Origin of the sequence: Pseudomonas sp. NY15374, from assembly GCF_048068255.1 — a bacterium.
Taxonomy (GTDB): domain Bacteria; phylum Pseudomonadota; class Gammaproteobacteria; order Pseudomonadales; family Pseudomonadaceae; genus Aquipseudomonas; species Aquipseudomonas machongensis.
Genome location: NZ_JBLUPZ010000004.1, coordinates 228,919 through 246,185, shown reverse-complemented (window position 1 = coordinate 246,185; position 17,267 = coordinate 228,919). Strand labels below are relative to the sequence as shown.

The 17,267-nt window shown below is 66.4% G+C and carries 13 protein-coding genes; 2 read left to right on the top strand and 11 right to left on the bottom strand.

Annotation, left to right across the window (positions count from 1 at the left end; genetic code table 11):
• Positions 1–186 precede the first annotated feature (186 nt).
• Together ACNFHO_RS11920 and ACNFHO_RS11915 are read left to right on the top strand one after the other, a co-directional pair.
• Positions 187–387 carry a hypothetical protein gene (locus ACNFHO_RS11920; protein ID WP_323453494.1) on the top strand — a complete coding sequence of 67 codons (201 nt, stop codon included), beginning with the start codon at positions 187–189 and terminating at the stop codon, positions 385–387.
• 93 nt (positions 388–480) lie between these two features.
• Positions 481–1,863 carry a flavin-containing monooxygenase gene (locus ACNFHO_RS11915; RefSeq protein ID WP_416766395.1) on the top strand — a complete coding sequence of 461 codons (1,383 nt, stop codon included), beginning with the start codon at positions 481–483 and terminating at the stop codon, positions 1,861–1,863.
• A gap of 54 nt (positions 1,864–1,917) precedes the next feature.
• On the opposite strand, the gene ACNFHO_RS11910 is transcribed toward ACNFHO_RS11915, so the two are convergent.
• The 11 genes from ACNFHO_RS11910 to ACNFHO_RS11860 all read right to left on the bottom strand — a co-directional run bounded on the left by ACNFHO_RS11910 (position 1,918) and on the right by ACNFHO_RS11860 (position 17,261).
• Entirely contained in the window at positions 1,918–2,373 is a 456-nt protein-coding gene (locus ACNFHO_RS11910) for a hypothetical protein (protein ID WP_416766393.1), read from the bottom strand.
• Entirely contained in the window at positions 2,373–3,287 is a 915-nt protein-coding gene (locus tag ACNFHO_RS11905) for an NAD synthetase (protein WP_414154439.1), read from the bottom strand. The genes ACNFHO_RS11910 and ACNFHO_RS11905 overlap by 1 nt, the downstream gene beginning before the upstream one ends.
• A gap of 110 nt (positions 3,288–3,397) precedes the next feature.
• A complete protein-coding gene (gene tagQ / locus ACNFHO_RS11900; RefSeq protein ID WP_063541541.1) occupies positions 3,398–4,321 on the bottom strand; it encodes a type VI secretion system-associated lipoprotein TagQ in 924 nt (307 codons plus the stop codon).
• 72 nt (positions 4,322–4,393) lie between these two features.
• A complete protein-coding gene (locus ACNFHO_RS11895; protein WP_416766391.1) occupies positions 4,394–6,172 on the bottom strand; it encodes a formylglycine-generating enzyme family protein in 1,779 nt (592 codons plus the stop codon).
• The gene (locus tag ACNFHO_RS11890; RefSeq protein WP_063541545.1) at positions 6,165–7,373 is read right to left on the bottom strand and encodes an FtsX-like permease family protein; all 1,209 of its coding nucleotides are present in this window, start codon (positions 7,371–7,373) and stop codon (positions 6,165–6,167) included. Before ACNFHO_RS11890 ends, ACNFHO_RS11895 begins: the two co-directional genes overlap by 8 nt.
• Positions 7,373–8,077, bottom strand: a complete 705-nt coding sequence (locus tag ACNFHO_RS11885; RefSeq protein WP_151926141.1) for an ABC transporter ATP-binding protein — start codon at positions 8,075–8,077, stop codon at positions 7,373–7,375. The genes ACNFHO_RS11890 and ACNFHO_RS11885 overlap by 1 nt, the downstream gene beginning before the upstream one ends.
• The gene (locus ACNFHO_RS11880; protein ID WP_416766388.1) at positions 8,077–11,067 is read right to left on the bottom strand and encodes a protein kinase domain-containing protein; all 2,991 of its coding nucleotides are present in this window, start codon (positions 11,065–11,067) and stop codon (positions 8,077–8,079) included. Before ACNFHO_RS11880 ends, ACNFHO_RS11885 begins: the two co-directional genes overlap by 1 nt.
• Positions 11,068–11,075: 8 nt before the next feature.
• Positions 11,076–11,795, bottom strand: coding sequence for a PP2C family protein-serine/threonine phosphatase (locus ACNFHO_RS11875; RefSeq protein WP_063541549.1), 720 nt, complete (start codon positions 11,793–11,795; stop codon positions 11,076–11,078).
• Positions 11,792–12,454: a type VI secretion system-associated protein TagF gene (tagF, locus tag ACNFHO_RS11870; RefSeq protein WP_112899385.1), complete on the bottom strand. Its 663-nt coding sequence runs from the start codon at positions 12,452–12,454 to the stop codon at positions 11,792–11,794. The genes ACNFHO_RS11875 and tagF overlap by 4 nt, the downstream gene beginning before the upstream one ends.
• Positions 12,451–15,957, bottom strand: coding sequence for a type VI secretion system membrane subunit TssM (gene tssM / locus ACNFHO_RS11865; RefSeq protein ID WP_197890360.1), 3,507 nt, complete (start codon positions 15,955–15,957; stop codon positions 12,451–12,453). Before tssM ends, tagF begins: the two co-directional genes overlap by 4 nt.
• Entirely contained in the window at positions 15,954–17,261 is a 1,308-nt protein-coding gene (locus tag ACNFHO_RS11860) for a DotU family type VI secretion system protein (RefSeq protein WP_063541553.1), read from the bottom strand. The genes tssM and ACNFHO_RS11860 overlap by 4 nt, the downstream gene beginning before the upstream one ends.
• Positions 17,262–17,267: the final 6 nt, after the last annotated feature.

Here is a 17,267-nt window from a genome sequence, read left to right as displayed (position 1 = left end):
ACTTGCCCGGAACTGTCAGTTTTTTGCGTTCGGGCCGGCAGTGGCCTGCCGCCAGGCAGGCCCTGATTTTCACCAGGACAAAATTTCTGACACCGTGGCCGCTACAATCCCAAACCTTGAACCGCTTCCCCCAATGCGTTATAGCTAAAAAGGCACCCATAACGAAAAGAGGCTAACCACGCCCCCATGCACGAGATCACACGTATCCGTCGGCTGCATGGCCCGCTTGCCAACCTGATCGGCAAGCCTACCGGGCCCTTCCCTGCCGCCGTCTCCAGCCTCGGCTGTTCCCCGCTCTCGACACTCTTCCACACCCTGTCGATCCCGCCCCGCGATGTCCTGCTGGCGCACAAGCGCAAGCGCCCCGTGCCTCCGCCTGCCTGCTGACCCCTGAAGTTTCCGCGCTTCCACCGCCCTCGGCTCGTTGCCGTTCGGGGCTGGGGAAGTCTTGCCTTTCTTCCGTGATCACAGGACTTTTTCATGACTACTCGCGTCGCCATCATCGGTGCCGGCCCTTCCGGCCTGGCGCAACTGCGTGCCTTCCAATCCGCCCACGCCAAGGGCGCGGCCATGCCCGAAATCGTCTGCTTCGAAAAGCAGGCCGACTGGGGCGGCATGTGGAACTACACCTGGCGCACCGGCCTGGACCAGCACGGCGAACCGGTACACGGCAGCATGTACCGCTACCTCTGGTCCAACGGCCCGAAGGAATGCCTGGAGTTCGCCGACTACAGCTTCGATGAACATTTCGGCCGCCCGATTTCCTCCTATCCGCCGCGCGAAGTGCTGTGGGACTACATTCAGGGCCGGGTGAAAAAAGCCGACGTACGCCAGTACATCCGCTTCGACACCGTGGTCAAGGACGTACGCTTCGACAGCGCCAGCCGCACCTTCACCCTCACCGCCCACGACTACGCCAATGGCCAGCGCTACGAACAGGTATTCGACTACGTGGTGGTCGCCAGCGGGCATTTCTCCACACCCCAGGTGCCGTCATTCCCAGGCTTCGAGCGCTTCTCCGGACGCATCCTGCACGCCCATGATTTCCGTGATGCACTCGAGTTCGCCGGCAAGGACGTGCTGATCATCGGCAGCAGCTACTCCGCCGAAGACATCGGCTCGCAGTGCTACAAGTACGGCGCGCGCTCGATCACCAGTGCCTACCGCACCCAGCCCATGGGCTACAAGTGGCCCAAGGGCTGGGAAGAGCGGCCGCAGTTGCAGCGGGTCGACGGCGACCGCGCGCACTTTGCCGACGGCTCGAGCAAGCGCGTCGATGCGATCATCCTGTGCACCGGCTACCAGCACCACTTCCCGTTCCTGCCCGACGACCTGACCCTGCGCACCGGCAACCGTCTGTGGCCGCTGGGCCTGTACCAGGGCGTGGTGTGGGAGGCCAACCCGCAGCTGATGTACCTGGGGATGCAGGACCTGTGGTACAGCTTCAACCTGTTCGACGCCCAGGCCTGGTTCGTGCGCGACGTGATCCTCGGTCGCATCGCCCTGCCCGATCTGGCCGCCATGCGCGCCGACAGCGAGCACTGGCGCGCCGAGGAAGAGGCCTTGCAGACCACGGCCTCGATGTACGAATTCCAGGGCAGCTACATCGCCCGCCTCATCGAGCAGACCGACTACCCACGCTTCGACATCGACGCGGTGAACCGCATCTTCCTCAAATGGAAGAACGACAAGAAGCACGACATCATGGGCTACCGCGACCGCTCGTACCGCTCGGTGATGACCGGCACCGCCTCGGTGCCGCACCACACCCGCTGGATCAAGGCGCTGGACGATTCGCTGGAAGAGTACCTGCGGGAAACGGCGGAGCCTGGGGATGTGAAGGTGCTGCGACCGGAGCGTTGAGGCTGGAGTTTGGCGTTTACGGGCCCGGCGCTTTAGCGCCGGGTTCGGCATCCCTCACTTGGCCGAACGCCCCTTGGGATTACGATTCAGCCGCTCCAGCCTTCTCTTCTCTCGATACCCTGCCAGCAGTACGCGCATTTCCCGATAGCGCTTGCTGTTGAGTACCAGCAATGCCAGCAGCGCGACGACTATGATGCTCAGGAAGATCCCCATGTGCGGCCTGAACCCATAGGTCGGCAACAGGAAAACCACGGAGCCGATACAAAGGGCGGCGACCACCCATACCCCCCAGTCACGACCTCGCACTACGGCGGCATGCGCCGTGACCAGCGTCACCACCAGCACACCAAGGCTGAGCGGATAGTTGATCTCCCGGCTGCAGTCACGGCAATAGGTACTCCACACCAAAGAGAACGTCCCGGCCATGGCGTACAGCGAGAGAAAATACCCCGCCAGGAACACCATGAAGTAGCGATCGAGAAACTTCTGAAGGTCAGGGTGCCGACTCATTACTCGAACTCCTCATAGAGCCCCAGAGCGATGCTCTTGGTCTTGTCCTGCACCGTCCCGCTGCCGACAAAACCGATGGAAGCGCCAAGCGAATCCTTGATCAGTGTTTGAGTGGCGTGCTTGATCTGCGTGGGCGTGTGACGCTTGATCAGCTCGCCCGTGCTCTGTTGCAGCTTGAGTTGCTTCGCGGTGAGCGAAGGATGCTTGATCGACAGCAACTCGCGGGTGAGAGCGCTACGCTGCTGACGGCTCAATGAACGGGTCAGGTCGAGCCAGTTGGCGCCCGTGGCCGCCTTGCGCACCTGCAGGAAGCGTACAGTCGTGAGGGCCGAGCTACCGACGCCGAGCAGCGATATACCGTCGAGCAACGGTGTGGCCGCCCTGTACCAGGCCTCCTGATCCATCGCATCATTGGCTGACGGGTCGTTGACCTCGTTGATCGTTCTGACAACACCGATAACGCACTGTGCGGTACTGGCGGTTGCTGCTGCGTATCCGGCAGCGGTAAGCGCGAGGCTCACACCGCCGGAGAAGGGGACGGCGATAGTGCCGCTGAACATGACGACCCAACCCAGGATCGCACCAGCGCAGGAGAGCGTGGTGCCTACCGCCTCCTTGACCACGCGCGACTCACGCGGGTTGGTCTGCAACTGGTTCATGAATTGCTGGGGCGCAATGTAGCGAGGCGCCTCGCGCAGGATGATGCGCTTGGGCTTGATACTGCAGATCGGCTGAAACTCGCGCAGCACGATCACGTTGTAGTCGGCATCGATATACACGACACCCGCACCGACGATGCCAGGGTCGGCATCGATCGCCTTGAACAGCTTCTGCTGGTCGATACGCCCCTGCAGGCGCTGCTGCGCCAGAAACTGCGAGGTGTTGGCCAATTCGTTGACCAGAAGGTCTTTCATGAATACGTGTCCTTACTCAGCTACAGGCTGGCCTGTCCACAGCGCAAAGCCGCTCTTTGCAGAAGCGGCCTTGCGTCGCGAAAGGGGCGCGATGCACCCCTGCAATCCCATCAAACGTTCGGGCAAGGCACCGGTGCCCAGTCACCCATGTCCGGGTTGCGGCACATGCTGTTGACCTGATCCACGCCCGCCTTGGCCACCTGCTGGGCTTCGGCTTTCTTGCCGGTGGCGTTCTGCAGGGTCTTCTCGGTGGCGACTGCTTCGGTCGGCACTTTGGTGTTGGTCTTGCCCGCAGCCTGGCCCTTCTTGGTGCCAGACTTGCTGGTCGCTTTCGGTGGCTGGACCACGGCCACCACTTCCGAACGTTGCACACCCACCTGCTTGAGGTCCTGCTCGTAGGCCTGGGTGTAGTTGTTCAGGTTCTCACCCAGACGACCGTTGACGGTGCCGAGCAGCTGGTTCGACTCGTTCAGGCCGGCAACGATCTCGGCCAGGCGCTTGCGGCCTTCGGTATCGTTGATGCGGTTGGCCTTGCGGTTCTGGATCAGGCTGGCGAATTCGCGCTGGTAGCAGGCCTGGGACGCCTTGGCGTACTGGGTGGTGCGGTCCAGGTCGGCGGCGCTCTTGTCGATGTCGGCGGCGTAGGAAGCGATGCGCTGCTTGTCGTCGCTGATCTGCTTCTGGCGCTCGGTGTAGTAGCCCGCCGCACCACCGACCAGGGCACCACCGGCGGCGCCGATGGCAGCGTTGCGACCACGGTTGTCACCGTCCACCAGGGCGCCGGTCAGTGCACCGCCTACCGCACCGAGCAGTGCGCCGGTGGCGACCGAGCGAGTCATGTCGCCGTCGGTGGAGCGCAGGTGCTGCACCGGCTCGTAGCAGTTGGGGTAGTACTCCACCTTGGTCGTTGCACCGATCTTGGAAACCGGCGAGCCGGCGCAGCCGGTCAGCAGGACGCTGCTGAAACCGGCAGCCAGCAGCAGGGCGGCACGGGCCTTGGAAGCGGTGATCAGGGAGGTGCGATTCAAGCGCATGGTCGGGTTCTCTCTCGGGTTGTGCTGATCCGGCCTGCTTCATGCGGGCCGGGGTCTTTTTTCAGGGTTTCTTCAAGGTCGCGGAGCAGCCGATGCCAGCAGCTCCTTGAGGATCGTCGCCGGGTCGGCCCGCCGGTTCTGGCGGTACTCCCCGACGTGGCGGACGAACAGGGTGGCGCGGGTCTCCAGGCTCTTGCCCAGCACCGGCTTGCGCTCGAGCTCTTGCTTGACCCGCTGGAACTGCGCCTGGATCACCGCGTCGGTGTAGCGCGTGCCGCTGGCCAGGTTGTCGATGTAGATCGCCAGCGCGCCGTCCAGCGCGCTGCGGCCGTTGGCGATGGCGGCGCCATACATGCTGGCGCTGGCCTGGTCGCCCGAGGCCTGGGCCTTGGCCTGGGTGTTCTGCAGGTTGGTCAGGCGGATGTTGTAGTTGTTGATGGTCTCGGCCACGAGGGCCGCCGACTGGATCAGGTTGCCAGCCGCTTCCTCGCGCTGGCGGGCGATCAGCGAAACATTGCGCTTGAGCTCTTCGTTGACCAGACCCAGCTCGGCCTGCAGGCGCGGGTCGCTGGCGCCGGCGATGATGCCGTCCAGGCGCGTGGTCGGGTCATCGGCGGCATTGATGTCGTCGGTGAGGCCAGCCAGGCGCCCCTCTTTCTGCCACTGCTCGAACAGCTCCTGGTAGCGCGAACGCGGCGCCGACAAGGCACCGATGGCGACGCGGAAACCGGTGGTCTCGTTACGCTGCTCAGTGCCGTCGGCACCGAACAGCGGATACTCGCGGCGCATGCCGGTGAACAGCGTGGTCTCGCCTTCCAGGTAATTGCCACCCTTGACCACGAAGCCGCCGTAGGCGCCCTGACGGCGACCAGCGTGCACCAGCTGGAACGACTCCTGGACCATTTCGGCGGCATTGCCGATCACATCGAACAACCCGAGCGGGTTGGGTTGCTTGGTTCCGATCGGCATCAGTCGCGCAGCCTGTCCGGTGCCACCAGCAACCTGGTTGAACACCGCCCAGTCGGCCAACGGCCCGTCACCGTCGCTGCCTTCGACCTTGCGCGGGAACAGCCGGCCATCGAGCTCCTGGCGGCTGACCGCCGAACCGCCGCGGGCGGCGAACTCCCATTCCACTTCGGTGGGCAGGCGCACGAAACCGGTCCCGCCATCTTCGGCCTTGCTGCCCCGGCCACTGACCGGCAGCAACTCGCGGTGGTGCTTCATCAACCAGGCGCTGTACACCGCAGCGAAGCGCTCGGCCTCGAAGCGCGACAGCTTGACCTTGGGCAGGCGACCGGCGGCCTCGGTGACCGGTTCGCAGGCAGGCCCGGCCTCGCCGCTGGCCAGCGACTGAGCCTGGGCCATGACCTGGGCATACTGGCGCGCAGTCACCTCGTACTTGCCGATGAAGTACATCATCGGTTTGAGCGGGCTTCCCGTCTCGACCTTCGGCAGGCTGGCGCCGACCTGCTTCTGCCAGGCGGGAGACAGGTCCTGCAGGCTGAACTGGCCATTGATGAAGTCGCGGCGATATCCGGAAATGAACGACTGCTTGTAACCCGCCTCGCCTTCGCTGAAGGGGTAACCCAGGTTGACCTCGCGGTCATCGAGGCTGCCTTGCGCCAGCACGTAGACATGCCGGAAGACAATCTCGCCGCCACAGGGCAGCGGCAAGCTGACGTCGTCGGCCAGGGGCTTGGGGTTGTCCAGCTTGCTGGTGGCGGCGGGGTCGGGCGTGGCGGTGTTGACCGCGGAGGCCTGAGGCTTGTCCTCGCCGTCGGCGGGAGAGCAGGCCACAAGGCCCAGTGTGGTGACGATCAAGGCCGCTACCTTGAGGCGAAGTTCAGACATCACGAATTCCTTGCGAGGCGTCGATCCGCGCCACCCGCCAGCCACCCAGGGCGGCGGCAGCGGTGCTGGCCGACAACACGGCGAGCAGCGCGACGAGATAGTGCATGGGCAGCAGGTGAGCGGCGTATTCGCCGGGCACCTGCATGAATAGTCGGTTCAGGCCGTGCTCGGCCAGGGCATACAACAGGGCCGCCAGCCCGGCGGCGAGCAGGCCGCTGTACAGCGCCTGCAACACCACGAACAACAGCAGCGCGGCAGTGCCGAAGCCCAGCAGGCGCAACACCGCCAGCTCGCGCTGCTTGCGCTCGACCGCCGCCACCGCACCTGCGGCAACCGCCGCAACCGCCCCGGCCACGGCCAACGCGGCGATGATCCAGAACACCAGGTCGAGGTTGCGCCCGAGCGACTGTACCTGAGCGATCTGCGCCGCCTGGGTCGACACCAGCAGCTGACGTTCGGCAAAGAACTGGCGCAGCGGCTCGACGTCCTCGAGCGTGCGGGCATACAGGCGAAACGCCGGGTAGACCCGCGCCGCGCTGCCGGCCTGCAGCTCGCCCGCCCACTCCAGCGCCGGTACCGCACGCCCGTCGCGGTAGTCCTCGGCGGCCTCCAGCAAGGCCAACGGTGCAAACAAGGCGTCGCGCTCGAACGCTGCCAGCGGCAGCACGGCACGCACGTGCAACGAGGTCTGGCGCCACTGCACCTCGCCCGCACGCTGGCGATTGAAACTGGCCTGCAAGTGATCGCCAGGACGGGCCCCGAGCTTTTCCGCCGCGGTGAAACTCAGCACCACGTCGCGCAGGTCGGCTGCATCGGGGGCCACGGCGCCGTCGAGCAACGGATCGCCAGGCGCGGTCGGCAACATCTCGACCGTCACCCCACGCCCTTGTGCAGGTAGCAACAGCTCGGCGGTGGCGGCGATCTGGCGGGTGCGCGGGATGGCGAAGGCGACATCCGGACGCGCCGCGAGCCCGGCGATGAAATCGGCAGTGAAACGTCCCCCACCCAAGGGAATGACCTCACGCACACTCGGGTCGCGCTGCAGACGCTCGGTCAGGCTGCCGATCAGGCCGAACTTCAGGCCGAACAGCACCAGCAGTGGCGCAATCACCGCCACCAGTGCCAGCACCGCGCAGGCCGACAGCCGCGCGTCGGTGCGGTAGTCCTGCCAGGCCAACCCGGCGATCAGCAACGGGCGCATCAGGCAGCCTGCCCCAGGGTCGCGATGACACCGCCTTCGGCATCGCGTCGACAGTGCATGCGCAGCACCCGCAGCCCGGCGTCGCGGGCCAGGGTCTCGTCGTGGGTGGCGATGATGCAGGTCACCCGATGCGCCTCGGCCTGGCGCAGCAGCAGCTGCATCACCCGCTCGGCATTGATCGGATCGAGCGCTGCGGTCGGCTCGTCCGCCAGCAACAGCGAAGGCGCATGGGCCAGGGCGCGGGCACAACTGACCCGCTGGCGCTGGCCCAGCGAAAGCGCCGCCGGACGCTTGTCCAACTGGTCGCTCACATCCAGCGCGGCCGCCAGGCGCTCGACGCCACCGTCGTCGGCCAGCCCCAGCAACTGGCGCGGCAGGCGGATATTGCCGCGCACATCGAGAAAACCCAGCAGCCCGCCCGCTTGCAGCACATAGCCCAGGTGCCGGCTGCGCAAGGCGGCCAGCCGGTCGAGCCGACGACCACGCCACAGCCCGGCGACATCCTGCACGCTGCCCTCAAGTTCCAGGGTGAAGGCGTCCGCCGCATCCGGCGCCAGCACCAATGCCAACAGGTCGAGCAGCGTGCTCTTGCCGCAGCCGCTGGGCCCGACCAACGCCACCCGCTCACCGGCGCCCAGACGCAGATCACCGATCTCCAGGCGGTAGCGCCCACGCGTCTTGTGCACCCCCTGCAGGCTGATCATCACGGCAGCGTCGACAGCGGGACACGGTACAGGGCGTCGCCCGGTTCGGCGTTGCCGAAGCGCACCCAGTTGGCCATGTCGTTGTGGAAGGTTTCGTAGAGGCGAATCTTCGAGTCGAGCTCGTCGATGAAGTCCTCCTGCTCGGCGACCGACAGCGACAACCACAGGTCCTGGGTCATGCTCAGCGACTTGCTGCGATACGGCAGGCCTTCGAGGTACTCACCGAGCACGCCGCCCTGGGCAAGGTTGGCGCCCTTGCTCAGCGCGCCCGGGTCGCGGCTCATGTAGGCACTGGCGCTGGCGATTTCATTGAAGAAGTCGCCCGGCGAGCTGCGTGTCTTGCGCGCCGCATCGACGATCAGTTTGAGCGACTGCTGCAGGTCATTGAGCTGCAGCTTGGTCAGCATCACGCACACCTGCAAGGTCGGCAGCGCCGGGTTGGTCAGGTCACGGTCGGCGGTCCAGGCACTCACCAGTTGCGGCGCCTGGCTGGCGCTGCGGCGGCCGAGGAAGTCCATGTGCATGGCATAGCCCACGGCCTGGGTCTTGGCGGCGAGGCTGGAGCCACTAGCGAGCAGCGGCACGGCCTGCGGCTGCTGGTTGCGCACCTGGTGAACCAGCTCGGCGAAGGTCGAACCGATCTCCTGCACGCGCGCGCCAAAGGCGTTCACATCGCCGCCCGGCACCCCCACGTAGAGGTCGCCGATACGCGGGTTGCTGTCGGCGGTGAGCACGCGGTACTGCTGCTCGGCCGAGCCGTGGTTCTTTACCCCGGCGGGGGTGCGCAGGTGCAGGGCGTAGATCTTGATCTGTTTGCTCAACGCCGCCTGACGCACCTCGGCTTCGTTCATCCGCGTACTGCTCTCGGGATCGCTCTTGCGCAAGGCGCCAGCATCGCTGACCAGCAACACGATGCGCCCGCCGTAGCCGGACCAGTCCATGCCCTCGACCGCCTGCATGACCCCGGCGAAGGCATCCTCGTTGAACGAATGGCTGGACACGGTGGTGGCCTTGACCTGCGACGCGGCCTTGAGAAAGCGCGCAGGGTCGCGGCCTTCATCGAGGGTGACCAGGGTCTTGCTCAGGTAGTCCAGGCCCGGCGTGCGCTTGACGCTGTTGCGAAAGCCCACCAGGCCAAAGCTGACGCTGTCCAGCTCACCGCGTGCCGCCAGTTGCTGCTGCAACTCGCTGACCACCTGGCGCACCCGGTCGATGTAGGGTTGCATCGACACCGAGGTGTCCACCACCAGCACGATACCGGTGCGGAAGCTGTTGTCGCCGGCGCCGGCAACACCTGCGGCCTGCGGCGTGCTGCCGGCCGCACTGCTGCCGGGATCGATCGATGCGATGTTGAGCAGTTGCACCGGCTGGCCGTCGGCGTCGAAGCTCTCGCGGTAATCGAAGATCGGCATCAGGTAGAACTGGTCCTGCGGCACCGCGTTGGCCGCAGGCTCCAGCGCCAGCACACGCGGTACCTGTGCTGGGTCGTTCTGTGCCTTGAGCAATTGCGCGCGGGCCTGGGAACTGTCGTCGAGCAACTGCTGCACATCGTCGGGCTGACGCATGAACATCACCGGCGCACGACCAGAGCGTTCGGTGAACTTGAGTACCAGGCTCTGCTTCCAGTCGCTGGTCTGCTCTGCAGGCAGCCAGCCCTCGCGCGCACCATCGCTGGCAGCACCGACCTGGACCCAGGCTTTGCCGTCGATATCCTTGCGCTGATAAACGTAGAGCACCGAGAAGGCCGGCAGGCTGTCACCGGCAGCGCCACCGGGGGTGTCGGCCAGGCGTGCGCCGGGCTTGGTCAGCACGCGCTGGAACAGGGTCTTCTTGCCCGCCATGAGCAGCGGGCGCTGATCGTCCTGCGAGGTGCTGGCGACAGGAGGTGGCGCGCTGGGTGGGGCCGGTGTCTGTACCACAGGTGTGGCGACGGCGGGTTCGTCGTGACCGGCGAACAACCAGTAGCCACCCGCCGCCAGGCCCAGTGCCGCTGCGATGGCCACCGCGAGCAGCGCCACCGCGGGCTTTTTCTTCGGCGCAACGACAGGCGCCGGGCGGCTTTGCTCTGGCTCACGCTGGACGGGCTCGGGTTGCGCATGTGCCTGGGGAATCTCGATGGACACTGGCGTCAACCCTGCGAGCTCGGGGGCCGCCGGGGGCACGACCAGTGGCCGGATCACCGTGCTCTGGTTGTCGTCGGCCGGCAGGCGATCCAGTGCCGCCAACAAGGCAGCGGCATCGGCGAAGCGTTCGTTGGGGTCCTTGGCCAGCAAGCCGCGCAGGATTTCCTGGTAGCGCCCATGCTCGATGGGCAACTCCGGCAGCGGCTCGGTCAGGTGCGCCAGCGCCGTGGACAGTGCATCGGTGCCGCTGTAGGGCAGCTTGCCGACGAGGATTTCGTAGAGCACCACCCCCAGCGCATACAGGTCGGCGCGCCCGTCGATCTCAAGCCCGCGCGCCTGCTCCGGGCTCATGTAGCTGGGCGTCCCCACCGCGAAACCGGCCTGGGTGAACTGGGTGTGATCGTCCAGGGACTTGGCGATGCCGAAGTCCGACAGCACGGCGTTGCCATCGGCACGGAACAGGATGTTGGCCGGTTTCACGTCGCGGTGCACCAGGCCCTGGGCATGGGCATAACCCAGCGCCTGGGCCATCTGGCGCACATAGACCAACCCTTGCTCCGGCGTCAGCCCGGCGGCGATGCGCTCCTTGAGCGTGCCGCTGGGCAGGTACTCCATGGCCATGTAGTACAGCTCGCCGACATTGCCGATATCGTGGATGGTGGCGATGTGCGGATGGGCTAGGCGCGCAAGGGTGCGGCCTTCGCGCAGGAACCGCTCGCAGAAGGTCGGATCGGCCGCCAGGCTCGCGGCCATCACCTTGAGCGCGACCTTGCGCTGCAATGAGCGCTGGGTGGCCAGATAGACGCTGGCCATGGCGCCTTGGCCAATCTCGCCGTCGATGTCGAATCCGGGGATCTGCATGTCCATGATGTTCTTCAATTGGCCTTCACCACCACGGCGGTGATGTTGTCGGGCGCGCCTCGGGTCAGGCCCAGGTGGACCAGGCTGCGTACTATTTGATAGGGGTCGGCATGGTTGAGCACCTCGCCGATCTCGAGGTCTTCGGCGGTCTTGGTCAAGCCATCGCTGCACAGCAGGTAGGTGTCGCCAGGGCGCACCTGCAAGGCCACGGCCTGCAGTTCCAGATGGTCCTCGACACCGATGGCACGGGTCACGATGTTGCCGCGCGGATGCACCCGGGCCTCGGCTTCGCTGAGCAGGCCGCTGTCCTGCAGTTCCTGGACGTAGCTGTGATCGTGGGACAGGCGCTCGATGCGCCCGCCGCGCAGGCGGTACAGACGGCTGTCACCGGCCCACAGGCCGATGGCCTGGTCGCCGCGTGCGGCCAGCACCACCACGGTACTGCCCATCATCGCCACGCCACGGCGCGCGGTTTCCTCGCGGACCGTGAGGTTGACCCACGCCAGGCCGTCACGCACTTCGTCGGCGAATTCCGCCAGCGAGTCGAGCTTCGGCAGGCGGCGCAGGCTGTCCACTGCCAGGCTGCTGACATAGTCGCCCGCCGCATGGCCACCCATGCCGTCGGCCACCGCCCACAGGCCCGCCCAGGTCAGGTCCAGGCAAGCGTCCTCGTTGATCTTGCGTACCATGCCGACATGGCTGTAGCTGGCCGCGGTGTACTGCAGGTCGGTCATGCGCGTGCCGCCTCGCTACCCAGAAGAAACCCGGCGAAATCCTCACTGCGCGGCAGGCCCGGATAGCGCATCAGGCCCGGCGCAATCCGCTCCGACCCCCTGCCCCACCACAGGCTCATGCCTTCGCAGGCGCACTCGGCCAGTGCTCGCTCCCGCCCTTCAGGCGTGGTCGCGGCCAGACGTTGCAACCCACCCACCGCAGGCGCGCTCGCTATCCCCTGTGGCAGCGGGGTGGTGCCGCGATAGGGCCGCACCGCATCCTCGAATGCCTCGAGCTGCGCACCTTCCTCCAGCGTGCCGAGCAAAGCCGCTTCGACCTGCTCGAACCACTCATCCGCCCCCACCACCGCAACCGCCACCGAAACCTGCGGCTCCAGCGCCTGCGCCACGGTCAGCGGAAAATACCGCCCGACGCGATCGATGCTCGGCATCACCACCCCGATCATCGCCTGCGGCCCGCACACGCCCGCGGCCAGGGCAAAGCGCCACAGCGGGCTGACCAGGTACGCCTGCAGCCACTGCTCGCCCAGTTGTCGCTGGCTGGCCTGGATACCTGCGGCCAGCCACTGGTCCCAGGGCTGGATGAAACTCTGTGGCAGGTCGCGGCTGACGAAGTCGCCGCGGCAGGCCATCTTTCCGTAGAAACCGACGTCGTTCACAGGCGCTCCGGCAGGCTGAAACCGCTGACCACTCGGCTGCGGAACGGGTTGAAGGCGCTGCTGGCACGCAGCTCATAGGACACGCTGGCACCGTCGACCCGCAGGCGCAGGCTGAAGCGCTCGGGCGAGGTGCCGGCGATCAGGTCGGACTGGTCGAGCAGGCGGAACCACGCCCACGGGCCTTCCAGCGTGAGCCCCGAGCGGCCACTGGCCGAAGGAGGCGAGATCGACAGGCGCACCACGCCGATGCTGTTCGGGTTCGGCCACTGCAACGACACCGGACGGCTCGGGCCGTGGTCATAGCTGACCTGTTGGCCATCGAGGTCGAGCATGAACTGGGTGATCGACGCATCCATCGCCACCGGTTTGAGCTCGAAACGCACGCCTGGCGTCAGGCCGCTGCTGTTACGGAAGAAGGCATCGCGGATGGTCGCTGCGCGCTGGAAGGTGTTGAGCACACCGGCATTGATCCCCAGCTTCTGCGCCGCTCCTGGCTGCCAGCTCCACGGCGACGTGGAGGTGTTGACGTAAGGCTGCAGGTATTTGCGGAAGTAGTTGTCCATCACCCCGCCAACACCGAAGAACTGGCCGAAGTCTTCCAGGGTCGCATCACGCGGGCTGCCGGCCGTCAGCGGGTAGCGACCGCTGAGGGACTGGCGGTAGACATTGACCACCTCGCTGGTCCAGGCGGCATTGAGCTGGTTGCGTACGCCACCCATGACGATGGCGTTGGTCGAGCCAACCACCGAGCCGACCAGGTTCTGCACCACTTTCGGCTGCCGCGCGGCGCCAAGCGAAACCCTCTGCGAGGCAGCCTGAGCCTGGTTCTTGGCCTCGCCCAGCAGGGCTTCGCCACTGGCGCCGACCATCGCACTGACCTGTACGTACAGGGCGTTGAGATCGGCGAGCAGACCGTCGATCGAGCTTGGCTGGCCTTCGCCACCTTCGACCAGCTCGGCCAGTTCGGCGAAGTGTGCGGTCACAGGGTCCACCTCACGCGCACCTTGCTCAGTGCCCGGGATCGGCGTGTCGCCGAGCAGACCGCCCAGGCGCTGGCGCAGTTGATCGACACCGGCCTGTTCGACCTTGGCCTGGGCCTTGTCGAGGGTGGTGGGCTGCTGCAGGTCGGTTTCCTTGGCCACCGCCTGCAACAGTTTCTTCATCGGCGAGGTAGGGCCGGACAATACCCGCAGCACGTCGGCGGCCTGCCCGACACTGGTGATCGGGACGAAGTCCAGGTCGGCCAACAGCGCGTCCCAGTGGCGGATGTAGTCCTGGTAGTAGAGCTGGCGCACATCGTCGGCCAGGCGCTTGGCATCGCTGGCCTCGCTCAGCTCGCGACCAAGCACCCAGCGCTCTTCGGCGAGGGTTTCGCTGTGGGCGACGCTGGCAGCGAGAAACGCCTTGCGATAACCCTCGACAGTGAAGATCCCCGGCAGCGGCTCGGTCAGCGGCTTGCCACTCTTGCGCTGGAATACCAGCGCGGCATCGCGTCCAGCGGCGTCGCTGATGCGAAAATCGCTGACGCCGGCCGGCAGCTTCTGTCGCTTGACCCGGTCATACACACGTTGCGCCACCGGCAACTGCTGCAACTGGCGGCGGGTGTCGTCGATCAGGCGTTGGTCGAGGCGCGCATTCGGCGGGCGCTTGTCGAACAGCGCCGCCAGGTGCTGTTCAAGTGCCTGGCGCTGCTCGGGAGCCAGATCGCGCGGCAGATGGCGCTCCCAGTCGAGACTGATCCAGGCCTTGAGGAAGTCAGCGTCGTAATGCTCGCCGTCGGCCAGCATCAGATAGGCCTTCAGGCCCTCGTACAGATAGTCGGAAGGACCGCCGGCGTACAGTTGCTCCTCGATGCGGGTGACCAGCCGCGGGGCGAAGATCGCGATCAACAGCTTGCGATAGACGCTGGTGGACTCGGTCTCCAGCATGTCGCCCTGGTACAACCCGAGCCCCTCGGCCCAGGCCGGCGGATCGTCCGCCAAGCGGCGCACGGCGTTGAGCAGCGGCAGCACTTCGATCACCTCGCGCTGCGCCGGGCTCAGTTCCTGCACGCTCTTGCCCAGTGGCTTGAGGCGGCTGTCGACTTCGGCGATGTACTGCTGGTTGGCGCGGTAGCTCAGGGTCCACAGGGTGCCGACCACCAGCACCAGAGCCACGCTCAGCGCCAGGGCACCTCGGGTGATCCACTTGCGGCGCTGCTCGACCTTGGGGTTGCTGCCCACCAGCCCACGCTCGGCGAAGGCCACGGCGCTGAACAGCTTCTCGATGAAGTAGCTGCGTCCGGTGCCGGTCTGGCGCGCCAGGTGCGCGCGGTCCAGGCCCATGCTCTGCGCCATGCTGCCGATCAGGCGATCGATGGGGCTGCCTTCCTGGGTGCCGCTGGTGAAGTACACACCGCGCAGCAGCGCCCGCGCCTCGAAGGCGTTGGGTTTGAACACGCCGTCGAGGAAGGTCTTGAGATTGCCGCGCAGTGCCGCGAACTGCTGGACGAAGCCATAGATCAGGTCGCGCCGCGCCGGGTCGCGCTCCTGCTGCAGGCGCTCGACCAGACGCTGGTTGAGGCGTTGTTCGAGCAGACCGAACTCCTGGTCGAAGCCGGCCAGTGGGCCGTCGCCCTGCTGCCCGTCATCCAGCGCGAAGGTCATGCCCCACACCTGGGCGCGCTCGTCCTTGCTCAGGTTGTCGAAGTACTCCATGAAGCCCGGCACCAGGTCGAGCTTGGTGAGCATCAGGTAGATCGGGAAACGCACACCGAGCTGGCTGTACAACTCCTGGATTCGGGTGCGGATCGCCGCGGCATGGGCGGCGCGTTCGGCGTCGCTGCCCAGCAGCAGATCGGACAGGCTGATCGCGATGAACGCCCCGTCGATCGGGCGACGCGAGCGCTGGGTCTTGAGCAGGTCGAGAAAGCCGAGCCAGGCGGCCTTGTCTACCTGCGCATGGCTGTCCTGGGTGGTATAGCGCCCAGCGGTGTCGAGCAGCACCGCCTGGTCGGTGAACCACCAGTCGCAGTTGCGCGTGCCACCGACACCACGGATGGCGCCCTCGCCCAATTGTGCCGCCAGCGGGAAATGCAGCCCCGAGTTGACCAGCGCGGTGGTCTTGCCGGAGCCCGGCGGGCCGATGATCACGTACCACGGCAGCTCGTAGAGGTTGCGGCGCTCGTCACCGCCCAGGCGCGCTTTCTTCAGCAGCACCAGGGCCTCGTCCATGCGTTGGCGCAGGGTCGCCAGCTCTTCGGCGGTGGCCAGGCTCGCAGGATCCGGCGCGGTTTCGGCGGCCAGGCTCTCCATCACCTTGGCGGCCTGGCGACGCGCCTGGACGATGCGCCAGGTACGGTAGGCAATCCACACCGCGAACAGCAGGACGATCAGAATCCAGCGCGGCGCGGGCGGCGCCAGCACGTCCAGCAGCGGCCCGATGAACCAGATGATCAGGCTGAGGGCGATCAGCCCCAGCACCGGGATCACCCAGCGAATGACAAAACTGAAAAACGCCTTCACTCGACGCCCTCCGCCAGTACGGTGATTTCGACCCGCCGATTCTTCGCCCGGCCCTGTGCGGTGTCGTTGGAGGCCAGCGGCTCGGTGTCGCTCAGGCCTTGCGCGCTGAAGCGCTGCGGCTGCCCGGTGCGCGCGGCAAGCATTGCCTTGACCTCTTCGGCACGAGCCTGGGACAGCGCCCAGTTGGAGGGGAAGCGGATCGTGGCGATGCGCTGGTTATCGCTGTGGCCAGTGACGCGCACGTTGCCCTTCACCTTGGAAACCGCCTCGGCGATACGCAGCATCAGCGGCTCGAAATCGCCTTTGATACTGGCGCTGGCAGACGCGAACAGCTCGTCGCCACGAATGGTCACAACAGAGCGGTCGACCGCATCTTCCACCGAGACCCGACCGGCCTTGATGTCATCGGCAAGGAAACCTGCCAGGCGCGGGCGCTCGACCGGCTTGGGCTGCACCACCGGGCGGTCCATGGCCTGTACCGGGATTTCACCCAGGGCATGGATGCCGCGAAATACGGGTTCTGCATCGGAGGCCAGCTTCAGGCGCAGACCGAACAGCAACAGCAGCAGCAAGGCCAGGGCCACCGCGAGCCCTACCCAGGGCGGCACGAACTGGGTCAGACGATCGCGGCTGACCGAGACGCCGCGCCAGTGCGGGGATAATTCGCGCTCGATCTCTCCGCGCGCGCTGCGCAGGGTCGCAGCGGTACGCTCACGCAGCGCCTCGAGCTGTGCACGCCCCCCGTTCATCACCCGGTAGCGGCCCTCGAAACCGAGGCTGATGCACAGGTACAGCAACTCCAGCAGGTTCAGACGCTCGCGCGGGCTCTGCAGGCAATGCTCGAGCAACTGGAAGACCTTTTCACCGCCCCAGGCTTCGTTGTGCACGGTGATCAAGAGGCTCTGCTTGCCCCAGTCGCTGCTGCTGCCCCAGGGGGTGCTGAGCACGGCTTCATCGAGGGCGGTGCACAGGGCATAGCGCGCCAGCAGCACTTCGTTGCGCGGTACACCGCCAGCCTCGGCGCGCTCCTCGAACTGGCGCAGGTAGGCGAGCAGCTGCGCGCGCAGGCTCGCCGGGGCTGGATGGGCGATGGTATTGCGCAGTCGTGTAAGCATTGCCAGCAGCGGACCGGCCGCCTGCTCCAGCGGATTGAGGCCCTTGCCCTGGCCCGGCGCCAGCGGCTCGGCCGGTACGCTCAGCGGCGGTGGTGCGGCCTGGGGTGCCGCCGTCGGCTGCGGGCCTCGTCCGCCCGGGCGAGGCATGAACTGGGTGCGGTCGTTGGCCTGCGGATCGTCGTGCTGCATCGCGGC

What these genes read in the sequence shown, in the direction of transcription:
- ACNFHO_RS11920 (WP_323453494.1), top strand. Translation starts at nt 187, where the DNA reads ATGCACGAGATCACACGTATCCGTCGGCTGCATGGCCCGCTTGCCAAC.
- ACNFHO_RS11915 (WP_416766395.1), top strand. Translation starts at nt 481, where the DNA reads ATGACTACTCGCGTCGCCATCATCGGTGCCGGCCCTTCCGGCCTGGCG.
- ACNFHO_RS11910 (WP_416766393.1), bottom strand. Translation starts at nt 2,373, where the DNA reads ATGAGTCGGCACCCTGACCTTCAGAAGTTTCTCGATCGCTACTTCATG.
- ACNFHO_RS11905 (WP_414154439.1), bottom strand. Translation starts at nt 3,287, where the DNA reads ATGAAAGACCTTCTGGTCAACGAATTGGCCAACACCTCGCAGTTTCTG.
- tagQ (WP_063541541.1), bottom strand. Translation starts at nt 4,321, where the DNA reads ATGCGCTTGAATCGCACCTCCCTGATCACCGCTTCCAAGGCCCGTGCC.
- ACNFHO_RS11895 (WP_416766391.1), bottom strand. Translation starts at nt 6,172, where the DNA reads ATGTCTGAACTTCGCCTCAAGGTAGCGGCCTTGATCGTCACCACACTG.
- ACNFHO_RS11890 (WP_063541545.1), bottom strand. Translation starts at nt 7,373, where the DNA reads ATGCGCCCGTTGCTGATCGCCGGGTTGGCCTGGCAGGACTACCGCACC.
- ACNFHO_RS11885 (WP_151926141.1), bottom strand. Translation starts at nt 8,077, where the DNA reads ATGATCAGCCTGCAGGGGGTGCACAAGACGCGTGGGCGCTACCGCCTG.
- ACNFHO_RS11880 (WP_416766388.1), bottom strand. Translation starts at nt 11,067, where the DNA reads ATGGACATGCAGATCCCCGGATTCGACATCGACGGCGAGATTGGCCAA.
- ACNFHO_RS11875 (WP_063541549.1), bottom strand. Translation starts at nt 11,795, where the DNA reads ATGACCGACCTGCAGTACACCGCGGCCAGCTACAGCCATGTCGGCATG.
- ACNFHO_RS11860 (WP_063541553.1), bottom strand. Translation starts at nt 17,261, where the DNA reads ATGCAGCACGACGATCCGCAGGCCAACGACCGCACCCAGTTCATGCCT.